This window comes from Gemmatimonadota bacterium, assembly GCA_026705765.1.
Taxonomy (GTDB): Bacteria; Latescibacterota; UBA2968; order UBA2968; family UBA2968; genus VXRD01.
The window spans coordinates 1-16672 of the sequence record JAPPAB010000064.1; the positions used below are offsets into that span (position 1 = coordinate 1).

Sequence of the window (16672 nt, forward strand, 5' to 3'; positions counted from 1 at the left end):
AGGCGACTAATTCGACTTCGCGATGTTCGTCACACGCGGCCTGCCAGTGACGCGCACGACCACCGAGGCCGACGACGATTGCTTTCATGAGATAGACTCCTTACCTAAAAATCATCCGATTCGACATAAGCCTGGATCAGACGGTCTTCGCCTTCTTTGCCGGGCAGGCTGATGCCGTGTTCCATGCCGACGATGCTCGTGCAGCCTTTTTCATGTAGATGTTTGAAGATACTTTTGTAGTTGATTTCGCCGGTGGTGGGTTCTTTACGACCGGGGTTATCGCCTACTTGAAAAACACCGATTTCAGACCAGCAGCGGTCGATATTGGGAATGAGGTTGCCTTCGGTGATTTGCTGGTGGTAGATGTCAAAGAGGATTTTGCAACACGGGTGATTGACGGCCTGGCAGATCAGATATGCCTGTGGCGAGCCAGCCAGATAGACGCGGGGGTGGTTCGTCAGGCGATTGAGCGGTTCCAATACCATTACCAGACCCGATTCTTCGAGAATGTCGCAGCATCGTTTGAGCAGTTCGATTACATTGGCTGTTTGATAATCCCACGCGAGTTTTAAGTCGTAAAGCCCGGGCACGACCGTACACCATTTTGCATTTACGCGTTTGGCAACTACTATAGCGGCTTTGATATCTTTTAGCACGGCCTGTTTTGCATCTTCGTCGTCGCCGGCAAATGTGACGTCTGAAAAAGATCCCGTGGCGACAAAAACACCCATTTCGAGGTTTAATCGGGTCATTTCTGCGGCGATTTTTTCTTGCATGCCTATGTCGCGTTTGGGCATGCCATTATCTTCCCAGGCTGTAAAGCCCTGATCTGCGGCGTATTTGAGTTGATCGAGATAGTCATCGCCCGCACTGTTTGAGAAATGGCCGTAATGCGGAGCGTATTTGAGGTTGAATTCCCGTTGGGGCATGTAAATCTCCTTTAAGGTTGAAAAAAATAATGGTCTAAAACAAGGGTTTAATTTGATAGGATCGCGCGCGTGTGTCAAATAGAAAATCGCCATCTGCTGTGTGGTGAGATTCTGATTTCACCTTGACAAAAGACGTGGGGGGGAATATGATGCATGCAAAATACAGCGTGCAAATAGCCATATAAGGAGTATTACTATGTCCAGTACAATGGAGACCGCGACGCTCGGGGGCGGGTGTTTCTGGTGCGTGGAGGCGATTTATCAGGATGTGATTGGCGTGCATAAAGTCGTGTCGGGATACGCGGGGGGAACGGTGGAGAATCCGACATACGGGGAGGTGTGTTCGGGTACCACAGGACACGCCGAGGTGGTGCAGATTGCGTTTGATCCGACTGTGATTTCGTTTGAGGAGATTCTGTTCATTTTCTGGCGCACGCATGATCCAACGACATTGAACCGCCAGGGGAATGACGTAGGTACGCAGTATCGATCGGTGATTTATTATCACGATGAACAGCAGAAGCGCATTGCCGAGCAGTCCATAGCAGAGACGGATGCGTCGGATTTGTGGGCCGATCCTATTGTGACGGAGATTGCGCCGCTTCCAATATTTTACGAGGGAGAAGCGTATCATCAAAATTATTTTGTGGATAATCCGTATCAACCATATTGCATCTTTGTTATCAATCCCAAGGTGCAAAAGTTTCGCAAGTCGTTTCGCAATAAACTGAGGGGTGAGAAATGAGTGACGCACCTGTTCGCGTTGGGTTTGTAGGCTGTGGGAAACAGGCGAGTGCATCGTGGTATCCCAATTTTGCAACCATACCGGAATTGGACCTGTACGCCTGCTGTGATTTGCAAGAGGAACTGGCAGAGCGCAATGCGCGTTTTTTTGGGGCGAGAAGATGGTACACAAATTTGTCTGATATGCTCGGGAAGGAAGACCTGGATGCCGTGATGGTCGTGGGGCCGCCGGATATGCATTTTGAGTGCGGCAAGCAGGTGCTGGCAGCGGGGTTGCCGTTGATGATGGAGAAGCCTCCAGCGCGTTTAACAGCCCAGGCTCAGGAGTTGGCTGATATGGCTGAGGGACGAGGGCTTATTACTCAGATTGGTCACAATATGCGACACGCGCCCGGGGTGCAGAAATTTCGGGAATTGATGGCGACGCCCGAGTTTGGAAAGTTGCTTTTTTTGGAGAGCCGATATTTTATGCCAGGTCCGATGTGGCCGGATGATATGGACTATCGCGCGGGCTGGCAGTATATGATTTTTCAGTCAACACATGCGGTAGATCTCGCGCGTTTTTTGGGCGGGGATATCGAGCGGGTTTACGCGGATTTGTCGGTTGGTGAGGGCGGGCGATTTGCAATTGCCTGTACCGCGCATTTTGATAGCGGTGCTACTGGAATGATCACGCTGACGGGTTGTACCCCAAACTGGACGTGTAAGATTGAAGCGGCGGGCGATGCGCGGGCGCATTTGCGTCTGGTGAATTTGCACACGCTGGATTTTGAACCCCATTCACCCGAAGGGGGATACCAACCCTCGCCCGGTATTCCTGCTCAATCTTATTCGCCCGCCGTGCGGGACAATGCGGAAAAACGAGGTGGGTACTGGGGGCAGATGCAGGCTTTTGCACAGGCTGTACAAAAGGGTGTGTCAGATTCACCAACTCTGAGAGATGCGTGTCAGGCGATGGTGGTATGCGAGGCGATTTGCGGTAGTATCGAGCGAAAAGCTCCGGTGGATGTCGAAATTTCGTGAGGTTTAAACATAAAAAATCTCGCTTTAATCCGCCATGTCTGCCTGGGTATCGCCGACTTTTAGCGCGTTGAGGGTACTGCTTGTCAATCTCTTGAGGGCTGAGCGCAGGTCATCTAAAAATGTGTAAAACAAGGGGACGAGCAGCAGGGTGAGCAAGGTCGAAGAGAGCAGGCCGCCGATCATGGTGAATCCCATGGGTGCATAGGGCTGGCCCAGAACTTTGCTGCTTCCCAGAGCCATTGGCAAAAGGCCGCAGACTGTTGTAAAAGTCGTCATCATAATGGGGCGGAAACGATTTGCGCCCGCCTCCATGATTGCAGCGGTTCGATGCATGCCCTCTGCGCGCAGACGATTCACCATATCGACCAGTACAATCGCATTGTTGACGACCACACCGATGAGCACAATGATGCCTACCATGGCCAACCCTGCCATAGGTGTTTGGGTCGCAAAAAGCGTCCAATAAACGCCCAGAAAGGCAAAGGGGATGGAGAACAAAACAGAAAATGGCAGTATAAAGGACTCGAACAAAACGCCCATCAAAAGGAACACGCAGGTCACAGCCATAATCGCGGCAAAATACATGGTATAATCTTCTTCTCGCAGCTTGGAATATCTTTCCCCTTTGTCCCAGGTGTAACCGCGCGGCATTTCAAATCCTTCCATTGCGCGGTCAATTTCTCCATATAGTTCTTTGACATCTTCTTTGGTTGTGAAAGCCCGCACCCGCAACCGCGTTTTGCCGTCTTCACGCCTGATGGTACCGCGCCCCTGATTTACGCGCAGGATGGCAAAATCCAGCAATGAAACCTGTGCGCCCGTTTCGGACGGAAAAGTCAAACGCTTCAGGCGTTGCAGTGTTTGCTGGTTCAATTTTTCCAAATACAATCGCACCCTGATTTCGTGGTTGTCAGATTGGAGATAGGGCAATTGTACACCCTGGAGCGCGAAACCAATGCTGCGGCCCACGTCTCGGGCTACGAGTCCTAATTTTTGTGCGCGTTCCCGGTCGATAATGACCTGTACTTCATCATTGGCGCGTTCCAGATCTGAATCTACGCTTATGACCGAGGGGATTTCTCTTAGCCGTCGGTCAACCTCTTGCACCAGATCCGCGAGTATATCGACATCATCCCCATAGAGAGCCAGAGACACAGAAGAATCGCCGCCTTCACTACCGCTCCTGCTTTGCCCCTGTACAGCCACTTTGACACCTACAAATTTGGGGGCGTGCTTTTTCAGGTCTTCGATCACGGCGTTGCGCGGTAAGTGCTGTTGTATGGGGATACCGATCAATGCGCGTACGGATTTATAGGTTGTCTGCCACCAGGCTTCATTGGTCTTTTTCAGAAAGACGTGAATAGAGCCATACGTAGATCTGAACCACACGCGCATGGTTTCAATCCCGTATTTCTCGCGGCGGGTATCTAAAAAATCCTCGACTTCTGCGATTGTGTCGCTGGCATCTCGAATGCTAAAATCCTTTGGAAAACTAAACTCGATGCGAAAATCGTTGAGCATGCTGCCGTCCGAATCGCCGCGTTTGAGTTCGTTCATTGGATAGCTGATGCTTCCGAGCAAGGCAAGGGCGATCAAAAATGCATCGCGCCGGTGGGTGAGTGTCCAATTCAGCATGCGCGCGTAATAATGGCGCGTGCGCTGAATGATGGCGGGGTCGGATTTGACCTGGGAACTGCCAAAGCGCAATGCTGCCTGCGGAATAAAAATGAGTGCCACAAATAGCGATCCAACAAGTGCTACCACAACTGGTACACCAATGCGCGCGAGAAAAAAGGTCAATTCTACACTGCCGCTCATTAACATCAGCGGCAAAAATACGACAACGGTTGTCAACGTTGCCATGGTGATCGCCAATCCGACTTCGCCAGCCCCTGCGATGGCCGCTTCTTTGGCGGGTAGTCCTTTGCCGCGCATGCGATAGATGTTTTCCAGGATCACAATGGCATTATCGACCACCATCCCCACGCCTACCATCAGTCCCATCATGGTCAGGACATTGAGCGACCAGCCGAGAAAATAAAGTGCCGTAATTGTAATCATCACACACAGGGGAATAGATAGGGTGATAATCGCCGTCATCCGCAATGTTCGCAAAAAGAATAGCAAGACCATCGCGGCAAATAGCCCACCCCAAAGTCCTGTGGTTTCCAAATTGCGAATCGAATCGTTGATGTATTCTCCCTGATTAAAAAACACATTGAAAGCGATCTGATTCTCCATGAGCGGATCGTTTTCAATCTCTTGAAAAGCCGCCACCACGCGCTCGCATACTTTTACAATATTGGCGCCCGATTCTTGATAAATCGCGATCGATACAGCTTCTCGCCCATCAATGCGCTGAAACCAGGACCGTCCGGGGATATCGTAAACTATGTCTGATATATCTCCAAGGCGCACCTCACCCTGGGGGGTGCGGATGAGAATATTTTTAATTTCATCTATACTTTGATATTTGGCGAGCGATCGCACAAAAAATCGCTTGCCGCCTTCGCGAACATGCCCGACCGAAAGCGCGAAGTTGTCCGATCGCAGCGATTGCACCACTGTTCCCAAATCCACTCCCCGGGTCATCAATCGCTCGTGGCTGAGTTCAATCATGACTTCTTTTTCATCCACGCCCCAAAAGCTCACTCTGCCCACGCCCTCGACCCGTTCCAAACGCCGTTTCACATGCAGGTTTAAGAACTGATAGGGATCGACAATGGATGGATCCAGAGAGACGCCCGCCCACATAATGGACCAGCTATCTACATTAAACTTATACACATAGACTTGATCGCGTACCTCTTCTGGCAATTCTAATTTGAGACGCTCAAGGCGGTCAACGACCTGATTATAAGCCAGGACCATATCTGTATCGGGCTGAAACTCAATGGGGGCATCCACGCCGTAGGACGCGCTGTACGTGCGAATTTTCTTTATACCCTTTACTGCGCGCAATTGTTCTTCCAGCGGTCGAGCGATTTGTTGTTCGGCCTCCTGAGGCGAGGCGTTGCGGTGATTGTATTCAATATCCACAAACAAAAAAGCCGGTGTAAATCCCGAGGGGAAGAATTTCACCGGTACGCGAAAATAGGCCACAATACCCACCAGGAGCAACGCGACCAGGCACATCGCTACCGTGACGGGGCGATTCACTGAAATGCGCGGTAACAGGGAGGATTGGCGGTCCATAGTTTTCTCACAGGGATTCGTCTATGAACTGGCCTGAGAAGCAGCCAGTTGTACTCCGCTCCGTCTTTCATTGGACGGATAACACACTAAAAGGCTTCACGAATTTTGAAAGCACTTGATAATTTGCACATGCCAGCGTATTCTTATTGGTCGATAATAATCACAAAACGGAAAGGTGACGCTCTATGTCCTATCCTCAAGATGATCCCAATGTACTTTTGCTGTCAGACCTTTTGCGCGTTCCCGCGCCATCGGGCCGCGAGGAACGAATGGCCCGGGTTATTATGGATCGCATTGCCGATTTGGGGCATGCGCCGAAACAAGACCTGCAGGGCAATGTTTGGGTGGAAGTTCCCGGGCAAAATCCCGATCTGGGGCGTGTTGCGCTTGCCAGTCACATGGATGAACTCGCTATGGTGATTACCGCGATTAATGCCGATGGTACGTTGCAGGTGCGCCCGAGCGGTGGTTTGCATCCCTGGAAAATCGGCGAATGTCCTGTTGAAATCGTTTCAGATGGCGCAGAAACAGTTGCGGCACATCTCTGTTTTGGTTCTACGCATACGACTGATCCATCGGATCCCAACACGCAATTTGCAACGGGGCAAAGCGGCATTACCTGGCCCCATTGTCATTTGCTCACTGGTTTGACACCCAACCAGCTCGCCCGCGCAGGTGTGCGCGTCGGCTCAACTGCTGTACCAGTGGCCGGCGTGCGCGGTCCTCATTTTTTGGGGCCACCCGACGATCCGCTCGTTTCCGCGTGGTTATTTGACAACCGGGGCGGGAGTCTCACGCTGTTGCGCCTGCTTCAGCGCATTTCAGAAGAAAAGATAAAACCCAATTGCACGACCTGTTTGTGTTTTCTCGTTCAGGAAGAAACCGGATTGATTGGGGCACGCGGTTGGACTGCGCGGAATCCGGTCGAAATTTTTATCGCGGTTGATTCTGCCCCTATGCCGAGGAACCAACAACTTCAGCTCGATGGTCGTCCAGCGGTCTGGTCAAGAGATAGCCAGATGCATTTTGATCAGGGCCTGATTACCGATCTCGCATCAGCGGCTCAGCGCGCGGGTACAGAGTTGCAATACGCCGTGTACGATCGCGCGGCATCCGATGCCTCGGGCGTTCTTCAGGCGGGCCATGTGCCTCGGGCTGGAACTATTGGGTATCCGAGAGAAAATTCCCACGGTTATGAAGTCTGTCGTCTGAGCGTTTTTGACAATTTGACTGCCACTTTATTTTCTTATCTCCACGCTTGAGATTCCCTTTAAGGACGCCGGTATGAATAAAAGCCTTGTGACAAATCTGCTCGCGGTCGGCCTGATCGGTGCGGGTTATGTCAGTCCTGTTTATTCCGATCATTTGCTCGCGGTCGGGCTTTTTGCAACTTCGGGTGCCCTGACCAACTGGTTGGCGGTTCACATGCTTTTTGAGAAGGTGCCGGGGCTTTACGGTTCAGGCGTTGTGCCGAGTCGGTTTGAAGAATTTAAGACGGGTATCCACGCTTTGATTATGAATCAGTTCTTTACCCCTGAAAATGTTAAAAAATTTCTCGCCGAACAAAAAATCCCAGATGAATTCGATGCCGATCCCGTTATTGAGGCCGTTGACTTCGACCGCATCTTCAGCCGCCTGATGGAGGCTGTTATGACTTCTCCTTTTGGCAGCATGATCAATATGTTTGGCGGTGCGGCTGTATTACAGCCTCTCAGGGATCCTTTTATCGAAAAAGTTCAGGCAGAAATCCGCCTCTTGCTCACCTCACCCAAATTTCTCGATGCCATCCAGAGAGGGTTGAATGCCGCGGGTCATACTGATGAAATGATTGATAAGGTTGATGCCATTGTTATGCAGCGTTTAAACGAGTTGACGCCCGAAATGGTTAAGACCATTGTCCAGGATATGATTCACAAACATCTGGGCTGGCTGGTTGTTTGGGGCGGTGTTTTTGGTGGTTTTATCGGTTTGATTTTTTCAGTGGTCGGTGGTCAGTAGGCGCGGGTTTAAAACCCGCGCCTACACATCACCACTTCTCAATAAATTTTTTTACTTCGCCGAGCTTTTCTTTTTGTTCAGATGCCCATGTCCGCAAAGAGGTCGCCATATCTGCATCGGTTGCGCTATCTGTCCATTGTGTTACAAAGGTCAACAATCGCGCTGCGTGGGGGCGATTCAGTGCGGCCAATACGCCATAAGCTTTTTTCATTTCTTCCACACGCCCCACGATCAAATACGTTTCCGCGCGATATTCAATGGCTTCTGCGTAGTTTGGATTTAGCGTCAATGCGCGATTGTACGCTGCCAATGCCCCGTCCATATCCCCGGTTTTGCGTTTGACGTATCCCAAACTGCTAAATGCCTGGTAATAGGTCGAGTCCTGCTCGGTCGCTTTCACAAACTCTCCCAGTGCGCGATTGTACAGGTCCTGGATAAACCGCGCGTACGTTTCTCGCTCTTCTCCTTCTGTGAGTGACATTTTTTCTTCATAGACCCAGGCCGCATCCCGGTGGCGCAAGCCTTCTTTGTAGTGGCGGATTGCAGCTTCGTTTTGTCCTTCTTTGGGTTTGCGAGGTGCGGGTTTACTCGGCGCAGCCAATACACTGTTGCTCAGGGTCAAAATCAGAATTAATATCCATTGCATTTTCATGCCAAAATCTCCTTTCCAAGAGGTTTCGCGATATGTGCAGATTTCCGGATGGCATCTGCAAGTTCGTCTATCTTTTCTCGGTCGTTGTCCGGGTGCATACCAATGAGTACTGCGCGGCTCAAGATATCCAGCGATTTGGGGCACATGTCCATTGAGTATTCGATATTTAATGCTTTGTTTTGCGGCAGATTAAATGGGTCGAGCGCAGGATGGTGTGCGCCCTGCTTTCGCATAATGGGATCCCATCGCGTGTAAACGTGTCGCCCGGTATCGATGGGTAAGAAAGCGCGGCCTTTCAATTCCGATATCCGTTTGGCAAAGGCGCGTGCATTTTTTTCAGAATCGAAAATAAAGCCGACATGGGTCCCGCATTCGCAATCCAGACTGTTGTTTGTAATGGATGTCAGGCCCGCGTCTTCACCCACTTTTGTCAGGGTTCTTTTGTGGCCGCGCATGCGATCCAGCATTTCGTCGATGCGTTCGAGTTGTGCATTGAGAATGGCGCCTGAGATTTCCGTGGCTCTAAAATTCAATCCGGCAAATTGTTCATCTGGGCGGTGTTCGTCGGGATTCCAGTAATAGGAACAACAATCTGCGGCTACTGATCCGCGCCGAAATATCGATTCATCGGCAGAGACAAACGCGCCGCCTTCGCCGCTGGTCATGTTTTTGAAGTAGTTAAAGCTGAATGCCCCGGCATGTCCGATGGACCCGAGTTCGCGTCCTTTGTATCCACCGCCCACGGCCTGGCAGGCGTCTTCTAATACTTTTACCCCGCGTTTTTCTGCAATGTCCATCAGCGCGTCCATATTACAGGGCAATCCCCACATATGCACGGGAATGATGGCTTTTGTGTGCGGGGCAATTTTTTGTTCGACATCTTCGGGCGAGAGGGTGATCGATTCATCTACTTCGGCAATGATGGGCATGGCGCCTGCGGCAACAACGGCGAGTGCAGTCGCCATATAGGTACACGATGGCACAATGACCGAATCGCCAGGTCCAACTTTCAGGCCAATGAGGGCGCAATAAAGCGATGCGGTTCCGCTGGTGGTCATGCGTACGTGGACACCGCCCAATCGCTTTCCCCAATCCGCTTCAAACTGATCGCATTCTCCCCCCTTTCCATAGCGAAAAATTTCACCGCTTTCCAGGAGGGTTTCCACGCGCTTGATTTCGGGTTGTCCAATGCGGTACATAAAAATCTCCTATTCGACAAGTTTAAGCCTTGTCCATTTTCGCACAGAATTGATCATGTAGAGAGCTTCTGCGCGTTTTAGATCATTCACTTTTAACACTTGCTCTGTGAGTTTTCTCCGGGACAATAATTCGGCGCGAAAGGTGCCGCCCAGCAGACCACAGGAAATGGGAGGTGTTACATACAGGTCATCCAATTTTGCGACGAGATTGCCAATGCTGCATTCCGTTGCTTCGCCGCGTTCGTTGATGAGAATGATTTCTTCACACATAGGATACATGTTTAATCGAGAGGTATAGGGGCCGCGGCGCGTTGTTTTGTGAAATAATAGGGGGTCGCGGCTGTCAACCGGGAGCGGTGAGATACGGGCGGAAAGTACGCGATCTTGCGATGCGTTTTTCAGTGGTGCGGTTTCGACCTGTACACAGCCCTTGCGCGATAGGACAAGGCGCACCCGATGTGGTGATTTATCCAGGTCTGGCACTGCCTTTTTGAGTGCAGATAGAATGCTTGACCGATCAAAAACAAATCCAAAATATCGCGCGGATGCTTCTATCCGATCTATATGACGGTTTAGCAAAAAGAAGCCGTTTTTGTCGTCGTATCTCAGGGTTTCAAACAGGTCAAAAACAGGTGGTTGGACGGCGAGCATGCGCGCTTTGGTCAAACACTCTTTATACTCGCCATCACTTGAGGAATCGCAGGTTATGCCACTGCCTACACCAAATTCTGCAATACCCGTTTCGCGGTCAATGCAAACTGTGCGAATCGCCACATTAAAGGCTATGTCCCCTCCCGGCGACAGGTAGCCAATGCTTCCGGTATAAATTCCCCGCGCAGTTTGCTCTACTTCTTTGATAATTTCCATGGTACGCACTTTTGGCGCGCCGGTCACAGAGCCACACGGAAAGAGTGCTGTCGCCAGTTCGCGCAATCCCACGCCACAACGCATGCGCGATGTGACGGTTGAGGTCATCTGCAATACGGTTTCATAACGCTCGACCTGCCATAGTGATGGCACTTTCACGCTATTTGAAACGCGCCCCAAATCGCTGCGGAGCAAATCGACAATCATCACGTTTTCTGCGCGATCTTTCTCGGATTCCTGAAGCTGTTTTGCGCGCGCTTCGTCTTCTTCCCACCATCGTCCCCGAGGCGCAGTGCCTTTCATCGGTCGCGCGGTCAGGATGCCGTTTTTTAAGACAAAAAACAATTCGGGAGAAGCCGATAGGATTTGAAACCGCCCGATATCCAGATATGCCGCATAATCCGTGCGCTGTGTCCGACAAAGATCGCGGTAAAGGCCCAGGCTATTGCCCGAAAAATTTGCCCGCAACCGAAAAGAGTAATTGACCTGATAGGTATCGCCGGCAATGATGAGGTCTCGAATGCGATTCAGGGCGGTATCGTAAGCAGCGCGCGAAACAGAGGGGCGCCACGCGCCCAGGTCGTAGTTTCTACCATTCGGTGTTCCGAGAGAGAGATGTTCTCGGTGCCGAAATAGGCCGAACCACAGGAGTGGAAAATCTCCCGGCATGTGCGTTTTTAAAACGGGGTCCAAGCCCGATGCGGCTTCATAAGACAAAAATCCCGCTGCGTGTAATCCCGAATGGACAGCCCGTTCAATGCGTTCGAGTGCGGGACCGACATCTTTGGGATGTGATACGCAAATGGTATCGCACGGGTCGCAAAAGCGGAAACTCGCACCTTTGTGATGCGATTCAAATAAAACGATGGGTTCTGACATATAAATCAACGAATCAACGAATCGGCGAATCAACGACGGAGTTTGGTGCAACTTTGGGTGGCAGGGTGGGGTTCGTCTATTCGTCTATTCGTCTATTCGTCTATTCGTCTATTCGTCTATTCAAAGACACGGGTGAAGGTGCTGCCGCGCAATGAGCGCGTGTCACCGTGCATATAGCACACGCTGAATGCGCGTCGCGCAATATCTGTGGTGTTTACGCCCGAACTGTGCAGCATCCAGTTGTGGAGCAAAACAGAGTCGCCGGCTTCTAATATTAAATCTGTTGGCTCGTATTGGGATACAATGGTCTCGATGTGTTCTTCGGTTAAAAATCCGGATCCCTGCTCGGGATTGATCAGCTTGTGATGCGATCCCGGAATAATTTTCACACAGCCGTTTTTAACCGATGTGGGATCCAGAGCCGTCCATATCGTGATTTGGGGATCGAGGGTTAGATCGGTCCAGCGATCCTGATGCCATATCAGCGGGGTGCCGTCGTGCGCGGGTTTGTTCATAAACATCGCCCGAAAACAATCTACGGGCGTATTTTTGCCGTAGATGTGTTCGCAGATTTCTCGAAACTGCGGTTTTTGCAAAAATGAGAGAAAGAGGGGATCCAATTCCAAATTTTGAATTTTGCGATACCCGAGTGTCGCGTATTTGTGTCCTTTGCTCTGCGGACCGGGTTTTCCATTGTTTTCAGGGTCGGAATCCAGTTGCATCATTACATGATCGTAGTCGATGGACGCCGTGCCAAGCATGATCTCATCAATTCGCTGCTGTAATGCCTCCAGTTCCCCATCGGTCATCACGTTGCCGAGGTGAAGATACCCCTGCGTTTCATAAGTTGCCCACTGTGCTTCAGAAATATGCTGACCCATTTAGATAACTCCTTCCCTAAAGTCCTGTAAAAAAATAAAAGCGCGCGGAAGCGAGCACCCGCACTGCACGTACGCGATCTGCGCGATTGCCTTCAATGGCTTTGTAGCCGCCAATCACTGCGGCAAAATCCAGGGCTACAGCCTTTTCCAATTCGGTGCCAAAACCGAGTGTCCACGCATCGCGGTCTGTCTCGATTTGTATTTCCGGGACACTGCCGCCCCCCACATAGCGAACCGGGTCACGGTAGTAACCGCCTCTGAACGCGATACCCCAATGCGAAATGGCATATTCACATCCCAAATGCAGCCGCGCTGCGCTGCGATATTGTTTCCGAAAATCATCGACATTGGGCGCAATATTGAGTGGCAATATCTCATAAGTCACTTCTTGCATGTCGCCGTAATGCACGTCGCCGCTCACCGTTAACCCGCCCGACGACCATCCAATCCCCATCCCAAAAGTCAGGGGTTGACGAATTTCATATGCATCCGAAAAAGATTCGCGTGGATAGGTATCTGTGCGGTCTTCAAACTCGTCTTCAAATTCATCTGCCAGCTCAGCCGATACGCGCAAAGGCGTGGCCGCTGTTGCCACAATGCCAAATTGGAAACCCGTGGGATGCCAATACCGAATGCCGCCTTGAATACCCCAGGCAGAATAGCTTTCCTCAGATTCAAAACGCTGGAAGATGCGGACGGTGTCGGCGTGTACTCGCTGCACATCCTCAAGGGTCAATTCCTGCAAAAAGCGATTGGTTCCCCCCCAGCGAAACAACGAAATCCCCGCCGACAAACGCGGCATCAGATCAATCGCAGCCCCTACTGTCCACGCGCCGAGAGCACCTTTGTCTTCTGAAAATCCCGCTTTATCAAAATTGACGATGGTATCATAAGAATCGATCTGTAATCCGCCATCAAAATTTTGATTGCGCCCAAAGCCTCCGGCAAAGACCAGACTCCCGCGATATACGGGAACGGGATAAACAAAGCCCAGGGATGCAATGCGCGTACTGCGCAATTCGAGTGTTGAAGAGGTGTCAAAAAATTGCGATATGTTGCGAAAACGGTCGTGCGAAACGCCCCAATTTACGGTTCCGCGCTCAATACGCGCCAATCCTGCGGGGTTCCAGAACAGGCCAGAAAAATCATCGGATACAGAAATATAAGCACCGCCCATGCCCATGGCGCGAGCACCAATGCCAGAAAAGCTATCGAGAGCGACTTCTTGTGCGGGGATGGATATCGCGAAGACGCAAATCACAAATGTTGGGATACAGAGATGTTTTGACATTATCTCATCTCCCCTCTGCGGCGCTGCGTTGAGCGTTTTTCTTCGCGTTTTTCAGACTTTTCTTCTTTTTTGGATTTTTCTGATGATTGTGTTTTGGTGCTGCGCGAGTTCTCCGTTTGCTGTGTGTTTTTTGTTTTGGTGCTGCGCGAGTTTTCCGGCTGTGCTGCAGGTGTGCTTTCTGTTGTGGTACTGCCCGACCGGATTGTGCTGGCTGAGGCGGGCTCTCCACGCACGCCTGTGTATCTGATACGGGGACGCGGATTGACCTGTTCGCGTTCGATCTGGGGTCTTGCGACTGGCGCTGGCGCATATACGATATGAGGCACCAAAATCCTCGGCGACCACCCCCGCCACCACGGATCATACACGCTTGCCCAACTCGAATATTTCCAGATGAGGCGGTGTCGGTTCCATCGCGGATATCGCCGATATGGACGGTACGGGCGATATGGATGGTATGATTCGTAAAATGGCAGAGGAGATGGATTGCAATAATTGTAGTAGTAATGTTCAAACCGCTTTACAGAATCTTCGGAAGGTTTGACAGGGGATTCAGCGCGTTGTTCACGATGAACGCGCGGTGCCCGAAGTTGCGTATAACACCCGGAAAAAGCAATGAGACAGGTCAGTATAAAGCAGATGCGCGATGTCATGGCCAACCTCCAGAGGTGAGACGTGAAAGGATCACACCAGTCCCCGGCCCTTTATTTCTAAATAATAGGGCAATTTTACAGTTTACACAATGCCTAACAATTGAATCAAGTTTTGGCCCGAAATCAATTGCACGCCTGCGATGAATAGAATTGAATAGACGACTATATTAAACCAGTGGTCTGTGAAACGCTTGTTCAAGAAGATGCCCAACCTCACGCCTGCGTAGCTCAATGGTGATAGGATTGCGATTGTAAGGAGATGTTCGGCCCGCAAAATATCCAATCCCAAGTAGGGAATTAATTTCATTTGATTGATCGCTGCAAAAAGAATTACGGTGGTTCCCACAAAGAGGTCGCGGGGCAATTGCTGGGGAAGCAAATAGATGGTTGTAGGGGGACCGCCAGCGTGTGCGATGGTTGATGTAAAGCCCGCAACTGCGCCCATTAAAACGCCTTCTACACTGTGTGGATGCCGCTTTGTAAGTGCGCCCGTAATCAATGCGCGCAAAGCCTGGAATATTACAAAAAACAAACTCAAAATTCCCAAACCGATTTGCAACACGCGCTCATTCGCGCTAAAATATCCAAAGAATAATGCGCCTATACCGATCCCGATTGCAGCACCGGGCAAGAGCAATTTTACACTGCGCCGATGAAAATGCTTGCGGTAATGTGCAACGGCAAATACATCGCAAACCATTAAGAGTGGCAACAAAATCGCCGCCGAGTCTGCCACGGGAATGACAAGTGCCATGAGTGGCGTTGCCAAAATGCCAACGCCTCCGCCAAATCCGGCTTTGGCTATACCGACAAAAATTACAGAAATGACAGCCAGAATCCAGAAAATCGTCGGATAATCGGGTAACACAATATCTCCTATTTTATTCAGAACTGGGAACTATAAGTAAATAGAAAACGTCCCAAAATGTAATCAATTCAGATTGACAGCCTCGTCGGTCAAATGTATCATAAGTACCCTTTAAAAAGGAAATATTATGAAATATACCGCGATTGTATTATCTCTCACACTAATTTTGGCATCCTCATTGCTCGATGCCCAGGAAACAAAATCGGCTGATTTTGATGGCAATGGCACGGTTGATTTTACTGATTTTCTGGCGTTTGCTCAGGGTTTTGGCAAGTCCGCAGGCCAGGATAATTTCAATGAAAAACTCGATCTCGACGGCAATGGCTCTATCGACTTTTCGGATTTTCTGCTTTTTGTCAATGCTTTTGGTGGGTCTTCAAGTCCGACGACGCCACCTCCACCTGCAGAACCCGAGCCCCGGTTTCTCTATATTAGCGATTTAATTGGCAATATTCAGGTTCTTGACCTCTCGACCAATTTGCTCAATCCCAGCCGAACGATTCCCGTCTCTTTTCCGCGGGGTATCGCGTTTTCCAATATCAACAAGCAGCTTTATGTGGCAGCTATCGATACCTTCCACGCGTTTACTGAAGATGGATTCCCCGTGTTTCAACTCTCACTTGAAATGCCAGTCGCACCAGGCGGCGCATTCACGAGTCGGGGCGGGTTTCGCATTGCGCTTTCGCCCAATCATCAATTTGCATACATGACCCAAGAATCCGGTGCGGCAGTCGAAGTTTTTGATGTGCTTGCAGGTCAGTCCCTGGATGTCATCGATGTTCCGCCCACGCCCAGTGGTATTGCCGTCTCACCCGATGGCGCGCGCCTCTTTGTTGGGCATGGTCTTGCTACAAATGCCGTGTCTGTTATTGATACGGGTATTCCAGCGCTGATCGACAGTATCTCTGTGGGCCAAACTGTCAGTCGATTGGCTGTCTCGCCCGATGGACAAACCCTGTATCTCAACAATACCCGCGCGGGTCGCGTGCTCAAAGTCAATACCAGCACCAACGCGATAGCCGATAGCCTCACACTCGGTCAGGCGAATGATCTGGGCGTTGAAGTCCGCGATATCGCGCTTTCCTCAGATGGCATGCGCCTGGTCGTATCTCTTAGTCGTTTCTTTTTGGGCTTTGATGCTCTGGGTAATGCAGTGCCCGCGTTCTGGGGAGGTATAGCGGTTATCGATACACAAACCTGGAGGCAAATAGCCGAAATTTTTGTCGGAGAAAGTGTGGCAAATATCGGCCTTACACCCGATGGTAAGACGGTCTATGTCACTGGTGTTGAAAGACTCGACGCGTTTGCTACAACGGGCAATTTGCAGGTCTTTATCGTCGATCTCGAAAATAATAGAACTCTGGGTACTATCCGCGGCTTTAGCTTGCCGGTTGCTTTTTCCTTTGGCGCATCCAAGCCCGCGATTCCCAGGTTGCAAAGTCCAGATTTGATTATTTTTTAAGGGGGCAATAGCGGCGTAGAGTTCGCGCCTT

At 50.6% G+C, this 16672-nt stretch carries 14 protein-coding genes; 5 read left to right on the forward strand and 9 right to left on the reverse strand.

The features are described from left to right. Nucleotides 1-104: 104 nt before the first annotated feature. Complete coding sequence (locus OXH16_08890; GenBank protein ID MCY3681503.1) at nt 105-929, reverse strand: TIM barrel protein; 825 nt, start codon at nt 927-929, stop codon at nt 105-107. 196 nt (nt 930-1125) lie between these two features. Here OXH16_08890 and msrA point away from each other — a divergent pair, with 196 nt between their 5' ends. Together msrA and OXH16_08900 are read left to right on the forward strand one after the other, a co-directional pair. Further along, the gene (gene msrA / locus OXH16_08895) at nt 1126-1674 is read left to right on the forward strand and encodes a peptide-methionine (S)-S-oxide reductase MsrA (GenBank protein ID MCY3681504.1); all 549 of its coding nucleotides are present in this window, start codon (nt 1126-1128) and stop codon (nt 1672-1674) included. Beyond that, nucleotides 1671-2696, forward strand: coding sequence for a Gfo/Idh/MocA family oxidoreductase (locus tag OXH16_08900; GenBank protein ID MCY3681505.1), 1026 nt, complete (start codon nt 1671-1673; stop codon nt 2694-2696). The genes msrA and OXH16_08900 overlap by 4 nt, the downstream gene beginning before the upstream one ends. A gap of 24 nt (nt 2697-2720) precedes the next feature. Here OXH16_08900 and OXH16_08905 read toward each other — a convergent pair whose 3' ends face one another. Beyond that, on the reverse strand, nt 2721-5891 hold the full coding sequence (locus OXH16_08905; GenBank protein ID MCY3681506.1) for an efflux RND transporter permease subunit: 3171 nt from the start codon (nt 5889-5891) through the stop codon (nt 2721-2723). Between the two features lie 185 nt (nt 5892-6076). Between OXH16_08905 and OXH16_08910 the strand changes: the two genes are divergently transcribed. Both OXH16_08910 and OXH16_08915 read left to right on the forward strand, forming a co-directional pair. Then, nucleotides 6077-7153, forward strand: coding sequence for a M20/M25/M40 family metallo-hydrolase (locus tag OXH16_08910; protein MCY3681507.1), 1077 nt, complete (start codon nt 6077-6079; stop codon nt 7151-7153). Nucleotides 7154-7175: 22 nt separating this feature from the next. Then, on the forward strand, nt 7176-7889 hold the full coding sequence (locus tag OXH16_08915) for a DUF445 domain-containing protein (protein MCY3681508.1): 714 nt from the start codon (nt 7176-7178) through the stop codon (nt 7887-7889). Nucleotides 7890-7917: 28 nt separating this feature from the next. Here OXH16_08915 and OXH16_08920 read toward each other — a convergent pair whose 3' ends face one another. The 7 genes from OXH16_08920 to OXH16_08950 form a co-directional block, all read right to left on the reverse strand. Next, nucleotides 7918-8541: a tetratricopeptide repeat protein gene (locus tag OXH16_08920; protein MCY3681509.1), complete on the reverse strand. Its 624-nt coding sequence runs from the start codon at nt 8539-8541 to the stop codon at nt 7918-7920. After that, the gene (locus tag OXH16_08925) at nt 8538-9740 is read right to left on the reverse strand and encodes a DegT/DnrJ/EryC1/StrS family aminotransferase (GenBank protein MCY3681510.1); all 1203 of its coding nucleotides are present in this window, start codon (nt 9738-9740) and stop codon (nt 8538-8540) included. Before OXH16_08925 ends, OXH16_08920 begins: the two co-directional genes overlap by 4 nt. A 9-nt stretch (nt 9741-9749) precedes the next feature. Beyond that, nucleotides 9750-11486 carry an aminodeoxychorismate synthase component I gene (gene pabB, locus OXH16_08930; GenBank protein ID MCY3681511.1) on the reverse strand — a complete coding sequence of 579 codons (1737 nt, stop codon included), beginning with the start codon at nt 11484-11486 and terminating at the stop codon, nt 9750-9752. Nucleotides 11487-11602: 116 nt separating this feature from the next. Further along, nucleotides 11603-12367 carry a phytanoyl-CoA dioxygenase family protein gene (locus OXH16_08935; protein MCY3681512.1) on the reverse strand — a complete coding sequence of 255 codons (765 nt, stop codon included), beginning with the start codon at nt 12365-12367 and terminating at the stop codon, nt 11603-11605. A gap of 16 nt (nt 12368-12383) precedes the next feature. Beyond that, nucleotides 12384-13658: a hypothetical protein gene (locus OXH16_08940; protein MCY3681513.1), complete on the reverse strand. Its 1275-nt coding sequence runs from the start codon at nt 13656-13658 to the stop codon at nt 12384-12386. Continuing rightward, nucleotides 13658-14311, reverse strand: coding sequence for a hypothetical protein (locus OXH16_08945; GenBank protein MCY3681514.1), 654 nt, complete (start codon nt 14309-14311; stop codon nt 13658-13660). The genes OXH16_08940 and OXH16_08945 overlap by 1 nt, the downstream gene beginning before the upstream one ends. 82 nt (nt 14312-14393) lie before the next feature. Beyond that, on the reverse strand, nt 14394-15179 hold the full coding sequence (locus OXH16_08950) for a sulfite exporter TauE/SafE family protein (protein ID MCY3681515.1): 786 nt from the start codon (nt 15177-15179) through the stop codon (nt 14394-14396). Between the two features lie 127 nt (nt 15180-15306). On the opposite strand from OXH16_08950, the gene OXH16_08955 reads away from it, so the two are divergent. Next, a complete protein-coding gene (locus OXH16_08955) occupies nt 15307-16641 on the forward strand; it encodes a hypothetical protein (GenBank protein ID MCY3681516.1) in 1335 nt (444 codons plus the stop codon). The last annotated feature ends 31 nt before the right edge of the window (nt 16642-16672 follow it).